15 protein-coding genes are annotated in these 16,939 nt (G+C 72.2%); 10 read left to right on the top strand and 5 right to left on the bottom strand.

Going from position 1 to position 16,939, the window contains the following annotated elements; all coding sequences use genetic code 11:
• The first annotated feature begins 15 nt into the window (after positions 1 to 15).
• Positions 16 to 426, top strand: a complete 411-nt coding sequence (gene ndk / locus ASF35_RS07760) for a nucleoside-diphosphate kinase (protein ID WP_055965112.1) — start codon at positions 16 to 18, stop codon at positions 424 to 426.
• Between the two features lie 149 nt (positions 427 to 575).
• Here the strand turns inward: ndk and ASF35_RS07765 are convergent, their stop codons facing one another.
• The 3 genes from ASF35_RS07765 to ASF35_RS18320 all read right to left on the bottom strand — a co-directional run bounded on the left by ASF35_RS07765 (position 576) and on the right by ASF35_RS18320 (position 3,254).
• The gene (locus ASF35_RS07765) at positions 576 to 1,532 is read right to left on the bottom strand and encodes a hypothetical protein (RefSeq protein ID WP_055965116.1); all 957 of its coding nucleotides are present in this window, start codon (positions 1,530 to 1,532) and stop codon (positions 576 to 578) included.
• A 272-nt stretch (positions 1,533 to 1,804) separates the two neighbouring features.
• Positions 1,805 to 2,464 (bottom strand): hypothetical protein, encoded by a 660-nt coding sequence (locus ASF35_RS07770; protein WP_055965121.1) that lies wholly within the window; start codon positions 2,462 to 2,464, stop codon positions 1,805 to 1,807.
• A 25-nt stretch (positions 2,465 to 2,489) separates the two neighbouring features.
• A complete protein-coding gene (locus ASF35_RS18320; protein WP_055965124.1) occupies positions 2,490 to 3,254 on the bottom strand; it encodes a lytic transglycosylase domain-containing protein in 765 nt (254 codons plus the stop codon).
• A gap of 128 nt (positions 3,255 to 3,382) precedes the next feature.
• Between ASF35_RS18320 and ASF35_RS07780 the strand changes: the two genes are divergently transcribed.
• Entirely contained in the window at positions 3,383 to 5,311 is a 1,929-nt protein-coding gene (locus ASF35_RS07780; protein WP_055965128.1) for a TIGR03960 family B12-binding radical SAM protein, read from the top strand.
• A gap of 6 nt (positions 5,312 to 5,317) precedes the next feature.
• On the opposite strand, the gene ASF35_RS07785 is transcribed toward ASF35_RS07780, so the two are convergent.
• Complete coding sequence (locus ASF35_RS07785) at positions 5,318 to 6,532, bottom strand: MFS transporter (RefSeq protein ID WP_055965132.1); 1,215 nt, start codon at positions 6,530 to 6,532, stop codon at positions 5,318 to 5,320.
• Positions 6,533 to 6,619: 87 nt separating this feature from the next.
• Between ASF35_RS07785 and ASF35_RS07790 the strand changes: the two genes are divergently transcribed.
• The 6 genes from ASF35_RS07790 to proB all read left to right on the top strand — a co-directional run bounded on the left by ASF35_RS07790 (position 6,620) and on the right by proB (position 14,129).
• Positions 6,620 to 7,402, top strand: a complete 783-nt coding sequence (locus ASF35_RS07790) for a TIGR03936 family radical SAM-associated protein (RefSeq protein ID WP_156364821.1) — start codon at positions 6,620 to 6,622, stop codon at positions 7,400 to 7,402.
• 180 nt (positions 7,403 to 7,582) lie between these two features.
• Positions 7,583 to 10,636, top strand: coding sequence for an Rne/Rng family ribonuclease (locus ASF35_RS07795; protein WP_055965135.1), 3,054 nt, complete (start codon positions 7,583 to 7,585; stop codon positions 10,634 to 10,636).
• A gap of 152 nt (positions 10,637 to 10,788) precedes the next feature.
• Positions 10,789 to 11,100 (top strand): 50S ribosomal protein L21, encoded by a 312-nt coding sequence (rplU, locus tag ASF35_RS07800; protein WP_055965138.1) that lies wholly within the window; start codon positions 10,789 to 10,791, stop codon positions 11,098 to 11,100.
• Between the two features lie 12 nt (positions 11,101 to 11,112).
• Positions 11,113 to 11,367 (top strand): 50S ribosomal protein L27, encoded by a 255-nt coding sequence (gene rpmA / locus ASF35_RS07805; RefSeq protein WP_055965140.1) that lies wholly within the window; start codon positions 11,113 to 11,115, stop codon positions 11,365 to 11,367.
• Between the two features lie 96 nt (positions 11,368 to 11,463).
• Positions 11,464 to 13,044: a GTPase ObgE gene (gene obgE / locus ASF35_RS07810; RefSeq protein WP_055965143.1), complete on the top strand. Its 1,581-nt coding sequence runs from the start codon at positions 11,464 to 11,466 to the stop codon at positions 13,042 to 13,044.
• Complete coding sequence (gene proB, locus ASF35_RS07815; protein WP_055965148.1) at positions 13,041 to 14,129, top strand: glutamate 5-kinase; 1,089 nt, start codon at positions 13,041 to 13,043, stop codon at positions 14,127 to 14,129. The genes obgE and proB overlap by 4 nt, the downstream gene beginning before the upstream one ends.
• Before the next feature lie 40 nt (positions 14,130 to 14,169).
• On the opposite strand, the gene ASF35_RS07820 is transcribed toward proB, so the two are convergent.
• Positions 14,170 to 15,423 (bottom strand): endonuclease/exonuclease/phosphatase family protein, encoded by a 1,254-nt coding sequence (locus tag ASF35_RS07820; RefSeq protein ID WP_055965151.1) that lies wholly within the window; start codon positions 15,421 to 15,423, stop codon positions 14,170 to 14,172.
• A 66-nt stretch (positions 15,424 to 15,489) separates the two neighbouring features.
• Between ASF35_RS07820 and ASF35_RS07825 the strand changes: the two genes are divergently transcribed.
• A complete protein-coding gene (locus tag ASF35_RS07825; protein ID WP_082495402.1) occupies positions 15,490 to 16,734 on the top strand; it encodes a glutamate-5-semialdehyde dehydrogenase in 1,245 nt (414 codons plus the stop codon).
• Between the two features lie 61 nt (positions 16,735 to 16,795).
• A complete protein-coding gene (locus ASF35_RS18325; RefSeq protein ID WP_164468780.1) occupies positions 16,796 to 16,939 on the top strand; it encodes a hypothetical protein in 144 nt (47 codons plus the stop codon).

Raw genomic sequence — 16,939 nt, forward strand, 5'->3', positions numbered from 1 at the left:
CGCTAGGTTGAGGCCATGTCCCAGCGCACGCTCGTCCTGCTCAAGCCCGACGCCGTCCGTCGTGGTCTCGTCGGAGAGGTCCTCGGCCGCTACGAGGCCAAGGGGCTCACGATCGTGGCCATGGAGCACCGCGCCATCGACGCCGCCCAGGCCGACGCGCACTACGCCGAGCACGTCGAGCAGCCCTGGTACCCGCCGCTGCGCGACTTCGCGACGTCGGGCCCGCTCGTGGCGCTCGTGCTCGAGGGCGACGAGGCGATCGCGGTCGTCCGCGCCCTGAACGGCGCCACCGACGGCCGGGCCGCCGCCCCCGGCACCGTGCGCGGTGACCTCTCCCTGTCCAACCGCGAGAACCTCGTCCACGCCTCCGACTCCGAGGAGTCCGCGGCCCGCGAGATCGCCCTCTGGTTCCCCTCCCTCGCCTGACCCACGATTCTCCCTCCGCGCGGCCACGATTCGCCTTTCCCGCGTGGGCCCCACGATTCTCCATCTGCGTGGGCAGTGCTTCTCCCTTCGCGTGGCACGGTCCGCGTGAAGGGAGAAGCGCTGCCCGCTTGAAGGGAAATCGTGGCGGTTCAGGCCGGGCGGCGCGAACGTTGCTGCGCGGCCCGACGTCGACGTTCGCGGCGGATCCGAGGTGGCACGGGCAGGAGTGCAGGAGCCGGGGTCCCTTCCCAGCCGTGGGCGCGTGCCATGCGGTCGAGCTGGTCCATCACCGTCGTGGCGTGGTTGCGGATCGCGTACGAGGAGAAGGTCAATCCGCTGCGTCCGCTGATCACGATCTCGTTCGCGCGCACGAGGTCGCGGTCCCACTGCTCGACCGCCAGGTGCGGGATCCCGTGCACCTCCACGCCGAAGCCCAGCGCGTCGCACCAGACGTCGAGGTAGTACCGACCGTCGTGCCCGCGAACTGCTCGTTGGTGGGTGGGAGTGGGCAGTCCCGCCGCGCGCCAGATCGTGGAGAAGTCGCGCTCGGGCACGGACTGGATGCCGCCGGCGGCGTCGATGATGGACTGGACGATCACGGCGCGATGGCGACAGTGCCCGCGGCGGGTCAGTGATTGGCGCAAAAGACGTGTGCTGACCAAGCCGGACTGCAGGGCAGTGATCACGATCCATCGCGCGTACCGCTCGGAGTCGTGCCAGGCGGCTGCGTCGAGCACCGATCTGGCGGGCCGGGTCCGGCGCGGTGACCGACCGGGGTGGACGTCGAGCTCGCTCAGCTCGTGGGAGTAGTGCGCCGTGGCGTCGTCCCACGACGGAGGCTTCGCGCCGGCCGGAAGGGTGACGTGATGCCGGTCGTCACGAGCGTCGAGACCGTCGTACCGCAGCGCCGTGGCGCCCGACAGGACCGAGCCTGCACGGGAGGAGAGCAGGGCCACGTGGTCGCGCTCGATCGGGGTCAGTGCGGCGTTGTGCAGCACCACGACTCCACGGCAGGGGCGCTGCCACACCGTGGTCTCGACTCGCCGGCGGACGGTGTTGGTGCCGAAGGTCCGGTTGGCCTCCGCGACGGGCAGGACGGTTTCCATCTCCCCAGCGTCGTCCGACACCTCGGGTGGTCAAAGAGGCCGGCCGGTCGCTGTGGACAACGAGACGTCGTCACCGTCCGGGGGTGTGGACGAAGAGGACGAGCGGCGGCGCGGCGCGCCACGCTTCTCCCTCCGCGTGGTCAGTGATTCTTCCTTCGCGAGGACCGTGCCACGCGAAGGAAGAACCATTGCCAACGCAAAGGAAGAATCGTGGCCAGCGCCCCGGCTGAGGAGCGCGGGCAGGGGCCAGGACGCGAAGGGAGAATCGTGGGTCAGGCGGGGTCGAGGGGAGGGGGCTCGGTGGGGCCGGTCCAGGGGACGACGACGTGGGCGAGGACGCCGTGGAAGCGGCCGCGGACCTCCTCGGGGAGCCAGACGACCTCGTGGGACTGCGAGGCGAGGTCGACGGTGCCGTCGAGGGTCACGGCGTCGACGGCCTGGCGGGGGGCGTCGCCCACCCGCTCCTCGTACTCCACGAGCGTCACGCCGACGCTGATCGGCACCTCGTTGCGATTGACCAGGCCGATGCCCCAGAAGTCCTGCGGGTCGAGCGTGGCGTGCTCCTCGAGGTCGACCATGAGCGCCTCGACCGGGGCCACGATGCCGTCGAGGTCCACCTGCTCCATGCCCTCGACGTGCACCTCGACGCCGCGCACGTTGCGAGCACCCTGGCCGTGGAAGTGCAGCACGTCGGTGGCGGCGGAACCGGGGGGCGCCACCACGGCGCCCCGGTCGATGCCCAGCACCGTGCCGACCTCGACGTTCGGCAGCTCGCGACCGTACTGGTCGCGGGGCACGAACCGCAGGATCGGGCGCAGGCCCACCTCGGAGCCGTTGCTCAGCGTGACCGTCTGGTCGGGCGCGTCCGGATCGGACGCCTTCGGCACGTAGGAGACCGAGATCGGCGGCTTGCGTCGATTGAACAGACCCATGGCAGGCAAGCGTACGGAGTCGCGCTCAGTACCAGCCGGCGCCCTTCTTGAAGTCCCACGCCGCACACGGCGAGCCGTAGCGACCCTCGATGTAGCCGAGGCCCCACTCGATCTGGGTCGCCGGGTTGGTGCGCCAGTCGCTGCCGGCGCTGGCCATCTTGGTGCCCGGCAACGACTGGGGGATGCCGTAGGCGCCCGAGGACGGGTTCTCGGCGTCCACGCGCCAGCCGCTCTCCTGGCTCCAGATGTTGTCGAGGCAGGAGAACTGGCCCTCGTCCCAGCCGTAGTCGGCGAGCATGGCGCGCGCGACGACCTTGGGGTCGGCGGCCTCCAGCGCCGCCTGCCGCTCCTTCTCGCGCTTCGCCTTCGCGGCGGCCTCTTTGCGCTCGGCGGCCTCCTTCTTCGCCTGCGCGGTGGCACGCTGCTGTCCGTCGGCCTTGGCCTGGACCTCCTCGACCCGGCGCTGGGCGCCCTGGTCGACGATCACGGCGTCGGACACGCGCTGGGCCTGGACGAGCGGCGTCGCGATGGCCGACACGGGGCGCAGCCCGGTCGCGGCGGCGGCGCTGTCACCGGCTCCCACGGCCTGGGCGCCGGCGGTCAGACCGGCGGCCACGACGACCCCGCCGACGGCGAAGGTCGTGAGCGTGCGGCCGCTCGGCAGGGCGTCGGCGACGTCGGCCAGCAGGTCGAGGGTGCGGTCGCGCCGGCGTTCGAAGGCCGATGGTGCGCGGTGGCGTGCCATCCGGTGCCGACCGCCCGACCGGTCGACGAGGTCGTCGTGACGCACACGCACTCCTGTCCAGCTCGACGGAAAGAGGGCGGGGAAGGGCCCAGGACGAAGCCATCATCCTAGGCAACGTTGCTGAGACGGCGCAGGCGTTCTCTCAGGTCCCGGACGCCGCGTAGCCTGGGGCCATGTCCGTCGAGTCCGTCTTCCCCCGTCTCGAGCCGCTCCTGCCGACGGTGGGCAAGCCCATCCAGTACGTCGGCGGCGAGCTCAACGCCACCGTCAAGGAGTGGGACGACGTCAGCGTGCGCTGGGCGCTCATGTACCCCGACGCCTACGAGGTCGGGCTGCCGAACCAGGGCGTCCAGATCCTCTACGAGGTGCTGAACGAGCGTGACTGGCTGCTGGCCGAGCGCACGTACGCGGTGCAGGCCGACATGGAGGCCGTCATGCGGGAGCACGGCATCCCGCAGTTCACGGTCGACGCGCACCGTCCCGTGCGCGCGTTCGACGTGCTGGGCATCTCCTTCGCCACCGAGCTCGGCTACACCAACATGCTCACGGCGCTCGACCTGGCCGGCATCCCGCTGCACGCCGTCGACCGCACCGACGACGACCCGATCGTGCTCGCGGGCGGCCACAGCGCCTTCAACCCCGAGCCGGTCGCCGACTTCCTCGACGCCGCCGTGCTCGGCGACGGCGAGGAGATCGCGCTCGCCATCAGCGAGGTCGTGCGCGAGTGGAAGGACGAGGGGCGTCCCGGCGGCCGCGACGAGCTGCTGCTGCGGCTCGCGGCCTCAGGGGGCGTGTACGTGCCGAAGTTCTACGACGTCGACTACCGCGACGACGGCCGCATCGCGTCGGTCCGGCCCAACCGCGAGGGCGTGCCGTGGCGCGTGGCCAAGCACACCGTCATGGACCTCGACCAGTGGCCGTACCCGCGCAAGCCGCTGGTGCCGCTGGCCGAGACGGTGCACGAGCGGTACTCCGTCGAGATCTTCCGTGGCTGCACGCGCGGCTGCCGGTTCTGCCAGGCAGGCATGATCACGCGCCCCGTGCGCGAGCGCTCGCTGCAGACCATCGGCGACATGATCGACACCGGTCTGAAGGAGTCGGGCTACCAGGAGGTCGGCCTCCTCAGCCTCTCCAGCGCCGACCACACCGAGATCGGCGACCTCGCCAAGCAGCTCGGCGACCGCTACGAGGGCACCAACACGTCGCTGTCGCTGCCGTCGACCCGCGTCGACGCCTTCAACATCACGCTGGCCAACGAGTTCAGCCGCAACGGCCGACGCTCGGGGCTCACGTTCGCGCCCGAGGGCGGCAGCGAGCGTCTGCGCAAGGTCATCAACAAGGCGGTCACCGAGGACGACCTCATCCGCACCGTCACCGCCGCCTACTCGCACGGCTGGCGCCAGGTGAAGCTCTACTTCATGTGCGGCCTGCCCACCGAGACCGACGAGGACGTCCTGCAGATCGGAGAGCTCGCCAAGCGGGTCATCGAGGCCGGACGCGAGGCGTCGGGTCGCCGCGACATCCGCTGCACCGTGAGCATCGGCGGCTTCGTGCCCAAGCCGCAGACCCCGTTCCAATGGGCCGCGCAGCTCGACCACGAGACCACCGACGAGCGCCTGCGCAAGCTGCGTGAGTCCGTGCAGTCGGACAAGCGCTTCGGTCGTGCCATCGGCTTCCGGTACCACGACGGACGGCCCGGGATCGTCGAGGGACTGCTGTCGCGCGGTGACCGACGGGTCGGGCGGATCGTCGAGGCGGTGTGGCGTGACGGCGGTCGGTTCGACGGCTGGAGCGAGCACTTCTCGTTCGAGCGCTGGGAGTCCGCGACCGCCGAGGTCCTGGCCGACGAGCCGGTCGACCTCGACTGGTACACGACCCGTGAGCGCGACCACGACGAGGTGCTCCCGTGGGACCACCTCGACGCCGGTCTCGACAAGGAGTGGCTCTGGGAGGACTGGCAGGACGCGCTCGACCCCGACGCCCTCGAGATCGAGGACTGCCGCTGGACGCCCTGCTACGACTGCGGCGTGTGCCCGCAGATGGGCACCGACATCCAGATCGGCCCGACGGGCCAGAAGCTGCTGCCGCTCTCGGTGGTCTGAGCGGACTCAGGCGGCGGGGCGCTCGAGCTCGTACTCGATCGTCCCGCCGCGGTCCACGAGGGTGCCGAACACCCCGATGAGCACGGCGCCCAGCATGAGCACCGTGACCGGTGCGGTCCACGAGCCGGTCACGTCGTGCAGCAGGCCGGTGCCGAACGGGCCGAGCCCGGCCACGAGATAGCCGACGGACTGTGCGAACGCCGACAGCGAGGCCGTGCCCTCCGTCGTCGAGGCGCGACGGCCGAACATGATCAGCACCCAGGTGAACGCGCACCCCCCGAGCCCGAGCAGGATCGCCCAGAGCCACGGAGCCGCGGTCGGGGCCCACAGGACCCCGGCCCAGCCGCTCGCGGTGAGGGCGGCGAAGACCCACGGGAGGATGCCGCGGCCTCCGAGGCGTGCCACCAACGGCGGCAGGAGGAGGGTCATCGGGATGCCGACGGCCCCGAGGAGTCCCTGCATCGCACCCGCGGTGCCCTGCGCGAGCCCGGCGTCGGCCAGGATCGTCGGGAACCAGCCGAACTGGGCGTAGGCCTGGGCCGACTGCGCGCCGAAGCAGAGGGCGCAGGCCCAGGCGAGTCGGCTGCGGGCGAGCCGGGCCAGCGACGGTCCGACCGGTCGGACGTCGCGCCCCGCGCGCCCGGCACGGGCCGCGATCGGCAGCCACGGCAGCAGGGCGGCCACGCTCAGCACGGCCCACACCGCGATGCCGGGCCGCCAGCCACCGAGCGCGTCCGCGGCCGGCACCGTGACGACCGAGCTCACGGCGCCGCCGGCCATGAGCGCGGCGCCGTAGAGCGAGCCGACGAGGGGGAGCCGGTCGGGGAAGTGCTCCTTCGCGAGGGCGGGCAGCACCACGTTGCCCACCGCGCACGCGGCGAGCGCCACGACCGACAGCACGAGGAAGAGCGCGGTGGAGTCGACGACCGACCGGGCGAGGAGCCCGAGGGCCAGCACGGCCAGCAGTGCGGCGGCGGTGCGGTCGAGACCGAGCAGACGGACCACGCGCGCTGCCGTCGTCCCGAAGACGGCGAAGCACAGCACGGGCAGCGTGGTCAGGACGCCCGCGACCGTGGCGCTCATGCCGAGGTCGTCGCGCAGGGGGTCGATGACCACCCCGACGCTGCCGATCGCCACGCGCAGGTTGAGCGCGAGCAGCACGATCGCGGCTACCACGAGCCAGGCGGGACCCCCGCGACGGACCGACGACGAGGAGCTCACCGAGACATCCAACGCCACCGTCGGGAGGCGTCCGCACGCGGCCCTCGGCGAGAGCCTGCGGACGCCGACCTCGGTAGGGTCGGACCCATGTCCGACGGCAGCACGACCCTGCGTGGCACCCCCAACCCGGAGGCGCCCAACCCGCAGCTGCCCATCGTCCAGCGGCTGCGCATCCGCTACGCCAAGCGTGGCCGGCTGCGGTTCACCAGCCACCGCGACTTCGGTCGTGCCTTCGAGCGCGCGGTCCGCCGCGCCCAGGTGCCGATCGCGTTCTCGTCGGGCTACACGCCCCACCCGAAGATCTCCTACGCCGGAGCAGCTCCCACCGGCGCGGCGAGCGAGGCCGAGTTCCTCGAGATCGGGCTCACGCAGCAGCGTGATCCCGAGTCCGTCCGCGTGGCGCTGGACGACGCCCTGCCGCCCGGCATCGACGTGCTGGAGGTGGTTCCTGCACGCGAGGGCGGGGGCTCGCTGGCGGACCGGCTCGAGGCGAGCGAGTGGGTGATCGAGCTGCGCGGAACCGCGCCGGAGCAGGTCCGGGAGGCGGCCGACGCGTTCCTCGCGGCCGAGCAGGTCGACGTCGAGCGGATGACCAAACGAGGTCTGCGGACGTTCGACGCCCGTGCCGCCGTCCAGTCACTCTCCGTTGGTTCGTCCGACACCTCGGGTGTGGCGTATGCGATACTGACGGTGGTCGTCCGACACCAGAACCCGTCGGTCCGACCGGACGACGTACTCACCGGACTCCGCAACCGCGGGGGCCTCGAGCTCGAGCAGACGCCCCTGGCGACACGCTCGGCCCAGGGTCCTCTGGACGTGGAGAACGGGACGGTCGGCGATCCACTCGCCCTCGACCGCGACGCATCCTGACAGGTGCTGACCGCGGCGGGACGGACGGGGAGCCGTGTGACAGGCCGGACGTCGACCACCCGGGACGCCCCAGCGCCCCGGCGCCGCCAGAAGACTTTCGGTGACCGAGCCCTCGGGCGAGGAGCCGCAGACGCAGAACCCCGGCCTCACGTAGGCGCTCACGGGGCCTGAGGAGAGCACATGCTCGACGACGACAAGAACACACCCACCACCGAGACCAGCACCACCTCGCGCACGAGACGACGGGCCGCCGCCCGGCCGGCGGGACCTCCCGCGGCCGTGAGCACCGACATCTTCGCCCCGCCCGAGGCCCCGGCGAAGAAGGCTCCGTCGCGTGCTGCGTCCGGCAAGGACCCCGCCACGAAGGACTCCGACGCGTCCGACGCCGGCTCGACGCAGGAGGCCCCGGCCAGACGGACCGCCAAGAAGGCGGCTCCCTCGGGCGGGTCCGACGGCGACACCGGGTCCCCCGACGCCCCGGCGAAGAAGGCAGCGGCCAAGAAGTCGGCCAAGAAGAGCACCTCCGCGGGCTCGGCCACCAAGAAGACCGCGGCGAAGAAGACCGCGGTCAAGGACGACGCTGCTCCTGAGGAGGCCGACGCGACCGCGTCCGGCCAGGAGGCGTCGACGGCGAGCGACGACCGCGCGAGCAGCGGTGACCGGCCCGCCAGGAAGCGCAGCGGTCGCAAGCCCGCGGCATCCGGTGACGATGCCGGGACCGCAGCCGTGGCGTTCCAGGCTCCCGAGCCCGTGACGGCGCCCGCTCGCGACGACCGGTCCTCCGAGGGGCGTTCCTCCGACGGCACGGACTCCGACGAGCAGGGCGACGACTCCGGTGACGGATCCGGTGGCGGTCCCAAGCGTCGTCGCCGCAGCCGCGGCGGACGTCGCCGCAACAAGAGTGACGACACCCGCGACGGCTCGGACTCCTCCGACGGTGCCGAGTCCGGAGAGGCCAAGGGCCAGGACGACGGAGCCGGCGGCTCGTCGAACCAGGACGACTCCGGTGACGGGGGAGACGGCGAGGGCCAGAGCACCAACACCCGCCGCCGCCGGCGTCGCGCCCGCTCGGGCGAGCGTGCGTCCGCCTCGCCCGACGATCCGGAGAACACCGTCGTGCGGGTCCGCGAGGGTCGCAACCCCGAGGACGAGATCACCGGCGTGGCCGGCTCCACGCGCCTGGAGGCCAAGAAGCAGCGCCGCCGCGAGGGCCGCGAGGCCGGACGGCGCCGCGCGCCGATCGTGTCCGAGGCCGAGTTCCTGGCCCGACGCGAGGCCGTCGACCGTCAGATGGTCGTCCGCCAGCACGTGTCGAAGGGCTCCGGCGCCGAGAGCGACGCCTACACCCAGATCGCCGTGCTCGAGGACTCCGTGCTCGTCGAGCACTACGTGGCCCGCGAGTCCCAGACGTCGCTCATCGGCAACGTCTACCTCGGCAAGGTCCAGAACGTCCTGCCCAGCATGGAGGCCGCCTTCGTCGACATCGGTGCCGGCCGCAACGCCGTCATCTACGCCGGCGAGGTCGACTGGAGCGGTGTGCAGAACGGCAAGGCCCGCAAGATCGAGGAGGCGTTGACCCCCGGCCAGCAGATCCTCGTGCAGGTCTCGAAGGACCCGATCGGCCAGAAGGGCGCGCGGCTCACGAGCCAGATCAGCCTGCCGGGCCGCTTCCTGGTCTACGTCCCGGGCGGCCAGTCCAACGGCATCTCCCGCAAGCTGCCCGACACCGAGCGCGCCCGGCTCAAGGCCCTCCTCAAGGAGGTGCTCCCCGAGGACGCCGGCGTCATCGTCCGCACGGCCGCCGAGGGCGCCAGCGAGGACCAGCTGACCCGCGACGTCACCGCGCTCACGGCGCGCTGGGACGACATCAAGGCCAAGGCCGGCATCGGCGAGGACGGGACGCCCTCCGCGAAGGGCCCCCAGCTCCTGTACGCCGAGCCCGACCTCGTGATCAAGGTCGTGCGCGACCTGTTCAACGAGGACTTCGCCTCGCTCGTCGTCGAGGGCTCCGACGCCTGGGACAACATCTCCGGCTACCTGCGTCACGTCGCACCCGACCTCGCCGAGCGACTGCAGGAGTGGTCGTCCGCCGAGCACGACGGCCGCGACTCCTTCGACGTGCTGCGCATCGACGAGCAGATCCACAAGGCGCTGGACCGCAAGGTCTGGCTGCCCTCGGGCGGCTCGCTCGTGATCGACCGGACCGAGGCCATGACCGTGGTCGACGTCAACACCGGCAAGTTCACCGGCTCCGGGGGCAACCTCGAGGAGACGGTCACCAAGAACAACCTCGAGGCCGCCGAGGAGATCGTCCGCCAGCTCCGGCTGCGCGACATCGGCGGCATCATCGTGATCGACTTCATCGACATGGTGCTCGAGAGCAACCGTGACCTGGTGCTGCGTCGCCTGGTCGAGTGCCTGGGCCGGGACCGCACCCGCCACCAGGTGGCCGAGGTGACGTCGCTCGGGCTCGTGCAGATGACTCGCAAGCGGATCGGCACCGGCCTGCTCGAGTCGTTCAGCACCGACTGCGACCACTGCAACGGGCGCGGTGTGGTCATCACGGCCGAGCCGGTCGAGCCGAAGAAGGACGAGCCGCGAGGCGGCGGACGTCAGCGTCGTGGTCGTGGCGGCAACGGTGGCAACGACAACGGTGGATCGAACGGCGGCGGCGGCAACAACGGCGGCGGCGGCGGCGGCAACAACGGCGGCGGCGGCGGCAACAACGGCGGCGGCGGCGGCAACAACGGCGGCGGCAACGGGTCGAGCAACGGGTCGAGCAACGGCAACGGTGGCTCGCGTCGTGGGCAGCAGAAGCCGGCGACGGAGGAAGCCGACTCCTCGGAGTCGACGACGTCGAGGACGACCTCGTCGTCCTCGGGCCGGTCCTCCCGCCGTTCGGGGCCCCCGAAGGACGTGCCGACGCCCGAGGACGGCGCTTCGGCGCCTGCCGAACAGCTGGCCGAGCCGTCGGAGCAGGAGACTCCTGCACCCGCCGTCGACGCCGCGCTCGAGCCCGAGAGCCCCGCACTCGAGAGCCCCGCACCCGAGACGGGCGACCAGCCTGTCGAGGACGCCGTCGCGCCGGAGGCCGAGACCGCTGCCGAGCCCGTGCAGGACCCTCTGCCCGAGGCCGAGCAGGACTCCGCTCCCGACGTGTCGGAGACGGACGGCGACCAGGCCTCCACCAGCGAGGACGCCCCCGTTTTGACCGAGCCGGGTGACGGTCCGTAGAATGATGTGTCGGCGTGCCCTGCGCGCCGATCCGCATGCCCGGGCGAGAGCCCGGCACCGGTCGCCGAACCAGCCCGCTGCGTTCGCCCGGCCCTGCACAGCCCCAAGCCTTGGCAAGCACAGCTTCCAGCAAGAACCGAGTGAGGAATCCCGTGGTCTACGCAATCGTGCGCAGTGGCGGCACGCAGCAGAAGGTCGCCGTCGGCGACGTCATCGAGATCGACCAGCTCGGCCTGGCCCAGGGCGAGGCGGTCTCGCTGCCGGCCGTCCTGTACGTCGACGGTGACACCGTCACGGCCGACGCCGACTCGCTCTCCCAGGTCTCCGTGACCGCCGAGGCCATCGGTGGCACCAAGGGCCCCAAGATCACCATCCAGAAGTACAAGAACAAGACCGGCTACAAGAAGCGCCAGGGGCACCGTCAGAAGTACACCCAGGTCAAGATCACCGGCATCGCGAAGTAGAGGACTGAACTCATGGCACACAAGAAGGGCGCAGCCTCCACCAAGAACGGCCGCGACTCCAACAGCCAGCGCCTCGGCGTCAAGCGCTTCGGCGGCCAGCTGGTCAACGCGGGCGAGATCATCGTCCGCCAGCGCGGCACCCACTTCCACCCCGGCACCAACGTCGGCCGTGGCGGCGACGACACGCTCTTCGCGCTGTCGGCCGGCTCGGTCGAGTTCGGGACGCGTCGCGGCCGCAAGGTCGTGAACATCGTTCCGGGCGAGTAGCCGGCAGAACATCCGTCGAAGGGGTGGTCCGCGCATGCGGGCCACCCCTTCGACGTCCCTGCACCTCCCTCCCACCCCCGTTCCCAGGAGCACCCGATGGCCGTCCCCACCTTCGTCGACCGCGTGACGCTGCACGTCGTCGGCGGCAACGGCGGGCACGGCATCGCGTCGGTGCACCGCGAGAAGTTCAAGCCGCTCGGCGGGCCCGACGGCGGCAACGGCGGTCACGGTGGCGACGTCATCCTGCGGGTCTCGGCCGACGTGACCACGCTCGTGGACTACCACCACGAGCCGAAGCGCAAGGCCGGCAACGGTGCGCCGGGCGAGGGCGGCAACCGCAGTGGTGGTCATGGTGGCGACCTCGTGCTGAAGGTCCCCGACGGAACGGTGGTGCGCTCCGGCGGTGAGCACGGCACCGGCGAGGTGCTCGCCGACCTCGTGGGCCCCGGCACCGAGCTCGTCATCGCCGCGGGCGGCCGAGGTGGTCTCGGCAACGCGGCCCTGGCGTCGGCCAAGCGCAAGGCGCCCGGCTTCGCCCTCAAGGGAGAGCCGGGCCAGGAGCGCACGATCGTGCTGGAGCTCAAGGTCGTGGCCGACATCGGTCTCGTCGGGTTCCCCAGCGCCGGCAAGTCCAGCCTCATCGCCGCCCTGTCACGCGCCCGGCCCAAGATCGCCGACTACCCGTTCACCACCCTGGTCCCGAACCTGGGCGTCGTCACCGCGGGGTCGACCACCTTCACCGTGGCCGACGTGCCCGGCCTCATCGAGGGCGCCAGCGAGGGACGCGGCCTCGGTCACGACTTCCTGCGCCACGTCGAGCGGTGCGCGGCCCTCGTGCACGTCGTCGACTGCGCGACGGTGGAGCCCGGCCGCGACCCGTTGAGCGACCTCGACGTCATCGAGGCCGAGCTGCGTGCCTACGCCGACGGCCTGGCCGAGGGTGCCACCGGCAAGGACCTGCTCGAGCGCCCGCGGCTGGTGGCGCTCAACAAGACCGACGTCCCCGACGCCGCCCAGATCGCCGAGTTCGTGCGCGCCGACCTCGAGGAGCGCGGCTACGACGTGTTCGACGTCTCCGCCGCCAGCCACGCCGGGCTGCGCGAGCTGTCGTTCGCCATGGCCGAGATCGTCGCGCGCCGTCGCGCCGACGCGCCCTCGCAGGAGATCACCCGCATCGTCCTGCGCCCCCAGGCCGAGGCCGGCGTGGGCCAGGAGTTCACCGTCGACCAGCGCCGCGGCCCCGAGGGCCAGCAGCAGTGGATCGTGCGTGGCGCCAAGCTCACCCGCTGGGTGGGCCAGACCGACTTCAGCAACGACGAGGCGGTGGGCTACCTCGCCGACCGCCTCGCTCGCCTCGGAGTGGAGGCCAGCCTCGCGAAGCTCGGTGCCGAGCCCGGCGACGACGTCGTCATCGGCGGCACGGCCGACCTGGGCTGGGAGGACGCGGTCGTCTTCGACTTCGACCCCACGATCGAGGCCGGTGCCGAGATGCTGGGTCGTCGTGGTGAGGACCAGCGCCTGGACCGCGACGACCGGCGGACGAACGTCGAGCGTCGCGAGGCGCTGGCCGCCAAGCGGGCGCAGGAGGCCGAGTTCCGCGAGCTGCGCGAGCGCGGCGAGGAGCCCGACTGGACCTCCGAGGACGAGGACGCGGACACCGAGGGCACGGGGGCATGACCCGGAGGGTCGTCGTCAAGGTCGGCTCGTCGTCGCTGACGTCGTCGACCGGCCACCTCGACCCGGCCAAGGTCGACGTCGTGGTGGAGGCCCTCGCCGCAGCCCGGCGAGCGGGCGACGAGGTGGTGCTGGTCAGCTCCGGTGCCATCGCGGCCGGCCTGGGGCCTCTGGGGCTCACGACCCGTCCCAGGGACCTGCCGACGCAGCAGGCCGCGGCCAGCGTCGGCCAGGGTGCCCTCGTGGCGCACTACTCCGAGAGGTTCGCCACCCACGGCATCACGGTGGGCCAGGTCCTGCTGACCGTCGACGACGTGACCCGCCGCAGCCACTACCGCAACGCGCACCAGACGTTCGCCAAGCTGCACGAGCTGGGTGTGCTGCCGGTCGTCAACGAGAACGACACGGTGGCCACGAGCGAGATCCGCTTCGGCGACAACGACCGCCTCGCGGCCCTGGTGGCGCACCTCGTGCACGCCGACCTGCTGGTGCTGCTCTCCGACGTCGACGGTCTCTTCACCGGCCACCCGTCGGTGCCCACGTCGCGGCCCATCCGCGACGTGCACGGACCCGAGGACCTCCTCGAGGTCGACGTCGCACGGGTGGGGTCGAAGGTCGGTACCGGCGGCATGGTCACCAAGATCGAGGCCGCGCGGATCGCCACAGGTGCGGGCATCCCGGTGGTGCTGGCCCGGGCCGACCGGGCGGGAGCGGCCGTCGCGGGCGAGGCGGTGGGCACGCGCTTCCACCCCACGGGCCGACGTCGGCCCACGCGGCTGCTGTGGCTCGCGCATGCGAGCGAGACCAAGGGCCAGCTGCACGTCGACGCCGGAGCGGTCGCCGCCCTGACCTCGCGCAAGGCCTCCCTGCTGCCGGCCGGCATCGTCGGGGTCAGTGGCGAGTTCGGCGCCGGGGAGCCGGTCGACGTCGTGGGGCCCGACGGCCAGGCGGTGGCCCGCGGGCTCGTGAACTACGACAGCGGGGAGCTGCCCAGTCTCATCGGCCGGTCGACGCACGCGCTGGCCGCCGAGCTGGGCGCCGACTACGAGCGCGAGGTCGTGCACCGTGACGACCTCGTCGTCCTCTGACCCGACCCGCGGGGCACGCAGGATCCTGCGTCCCCGGGAGTCAAGGCCGGTCGACGTCGACCCAGACGAGCCGGTGGTCCGAGGCCGGGAACGGGAACGTGCCGGTGAGCCGTGACAGGGGGTCGGCCTGCGTGGGCCAGAAGACGCGGGCGTCGCGGATGCGCAGGTCCCGGCTCGGCAGCACGTAGTCGGCTCGGATGTTGCCCGGCGGCTCCGCGAAGTCGGCGGTGTCGAACCTCGGGTCGCCCCGGTGTGCGTCGTTCGCCCCGCCCTGCAGTCGGGCCGCCTCCACGGCACCCTCGCTGGACGGCGTCACCGACGTGTTCACGCGGGGCAGGTCGAGCAGCTGGTTCGCGGCACCGGGGAGGGAGTCGCCGTCGACGGGGTCGGAGTTCAGGTCGCCGGCGACGACGAACGGGGCGGCGGGGGAGAGGCCCCCGCGCCGGCCGCTGTCGTCCCTGATCCAGCGCGCCTGGCGAGGGGATCCGACGTAGTCCGCCCAGAACCGGATCTCGTCGGCGTTGCGACGGCCGTTGCGGTCCTCGGGGCCGTCGAAGACCGGCGGCGTCGGGTGGCTGACGAGCAGGTGGACCGACCGACGGCCGACCTTCACGGGCACGTCCCAGTGGGACTTGCTCGACAGGCGCAGGACGTCGACGGCCTCGGGGGAGTAGTAGCCGGACGGCATGCGGTTGCCCGGCATGTCCTTCCACAGCTGCTTCTGGAACGTGCGGATCCGCTTCGCGTCGATCGGGTAGCGGCTCAGCACCGCCATGCCGTACTGGCCAGGGAACGCGCCGAAGCCGTACGCGTCGTCGGGACCGTCCGTGGTCCCGTCGCCGTTCAGGTCGAGACCGGTCGGGACGCCCGTGTTGACCGGCGCCGTGAACGTGTACCGGTAACGGATCGGCTCCGCCCCGTTCCAGCCCCGCGCCAGGTAGTTCCGCGCGAGCAGACGCAGCGCCTCCGGGTCGTGGTCGACCTCCTGCAGCACGAGCACGTCGGGCCGGGCGCGCTGGATCGTCTCGGCGACCGCCCGCGCCTGGGCGTTCGCGTCGGTGGTCAGGTCGCGCCGCAGGTCGCCCTCGGCCGGCCGGTTGAGCGAGGCGTTGAACGTCGCGAACCGCACCGACGGCTCGTGGCCGGGACCGTGGTGGCCACCGCCGTGGGCCTCGGCGGGCGACGACGTGGAGGGCACGGCCAGGACGGTACCGCCCAGGACGAGGGCGAGTGCGAGGGCGAGGCGTCGTGCCGGTGCGCGCCCGCCGCGCGTGGTGAAGGGTCCCCGAGTCATGCGCGGCACTGTTCCAGGCGCGGGTGAACGACGGGTGACGTCCCCCGCCCTCGCTACGATCGGGGCGTGAAGGAACAGGTGCACGAGCTCGCCCGACGGTCGCGGACCGCCGCCCGGACCCTCGCTCTCGCGTCGCGGGCGCAGAAGGACGCTGCCCTGCTCGCGATGGCCGATGCGCTCGTCGCCGCCACCGAGCGGATCGTGGCCGAGAACGCGGCCGACGTCGAGACCGCCCGCGCCGACGGCACCCCCGAGAACGTGATCGACCGCCTGCTCCTGGACGCCGACCGGGTGGCGGCCTTCGCACAGGGCGTGCGAGACGTCGCCGCCCTTCCCGACCCCGTCGGCGAGGTCGTCCGCGGGTCCACGCTGCCCAACGGCCTGCGGCTCGAGCAGCTGCGTGTGCCCATGGGCGTCATCGCGATGATCTACGAGGGCCGACCCAACGTCACCGCCGACGCCGCCGCCATCTGTCTCAAGGCCGGCAGCGCGTCGTTGCTGCGGGGGTCCCGGTCCGCGGCCCGGTCCAACGCCGCGATCGTCGACGTCATGCGCGACGCGATCGCCGGCGCCGGTCTGCCCGCCGACGTGGTCCAGGCCGTTCCCGCCCACGACCGCTCCAGCGCCACGGAGCTGATGCAGGCACGTGGGCTCGTCGACCTGGTGATCCCGCGCGGGGGAGCCGGGCTGATCCGCACCGTCGTCGAGCAGTCGACCGTGCCGGTCATCGAGACCGGGACCGGGAACGTGCACGTCTACGTGGACGCAGACGCCGACCTCGACATGGCGCTCGACATCGTGCTCAACGCCAAGACCCACCGCACCAGCGTGTGCAACGCCGCGGAGTCGCTGCTCGTGCACCGCGACGTGGCCGAGGAGTTCCTGCCGCGTGTCACCGAGGCCCTGCAGGCGGCGGGCGTGACGGTCCACGGCGACGCGGCCTTCGCCGCCGTCCCGGGCGTGCTGGCGGCGTCCGACCACGACTGGGCCACCGAGTACCTGTCGCTCGACATCGCCGCCGCGGTGGTCGACTCCCTCGACGACGCGGTGGAGCACATCCGCACCTGGTCGTCGGGGCACACCGAGGCGATCGTCACGCGGTCGATCGACGCAGCGCGACGGTTCACCCTGGGGGTCGACTCGGCCGCCGTGATGGTCAACGCGTCGACCCGGTTCACCGACGGAGGCGAGTTCGGCTTCGGGGCCGAGATCGGGATCTCCACCCAGAAGCTGCACGCACGCGGCCCGATGGGCCTGCAGGAGATGACGACCACGACGTACGTGGTGACCGGCGACGGCCACGTGCGCTGAGCATCACGGGGTCGGGCACCACCACGTCGGCCCGCCCTGCCCGCGCTGGTAGATTGCGACCATGCTCGAGTTCCTGGTCGCAGCCGAAGAGTCCGCCGAGGGCGGCCACATCAACCCGTACATCATCGGCGGTGTCGCCCTCGCGATCCTGCTGATCCTGCTGTTCGCGCTGCTGGCCTTCGGCAAGGGTCGCGAGCACTCCTGA

Origin of the sequence: Aeromicrobium sp. Leaf291 (assembly GCF_001423365.1) — a bacterium.
Classification (GTDB): Bacteria; Actinomycetota; Actinomycetes; order Propionibacteriales; family Nocardioidaceae; genus Aeromicrobium.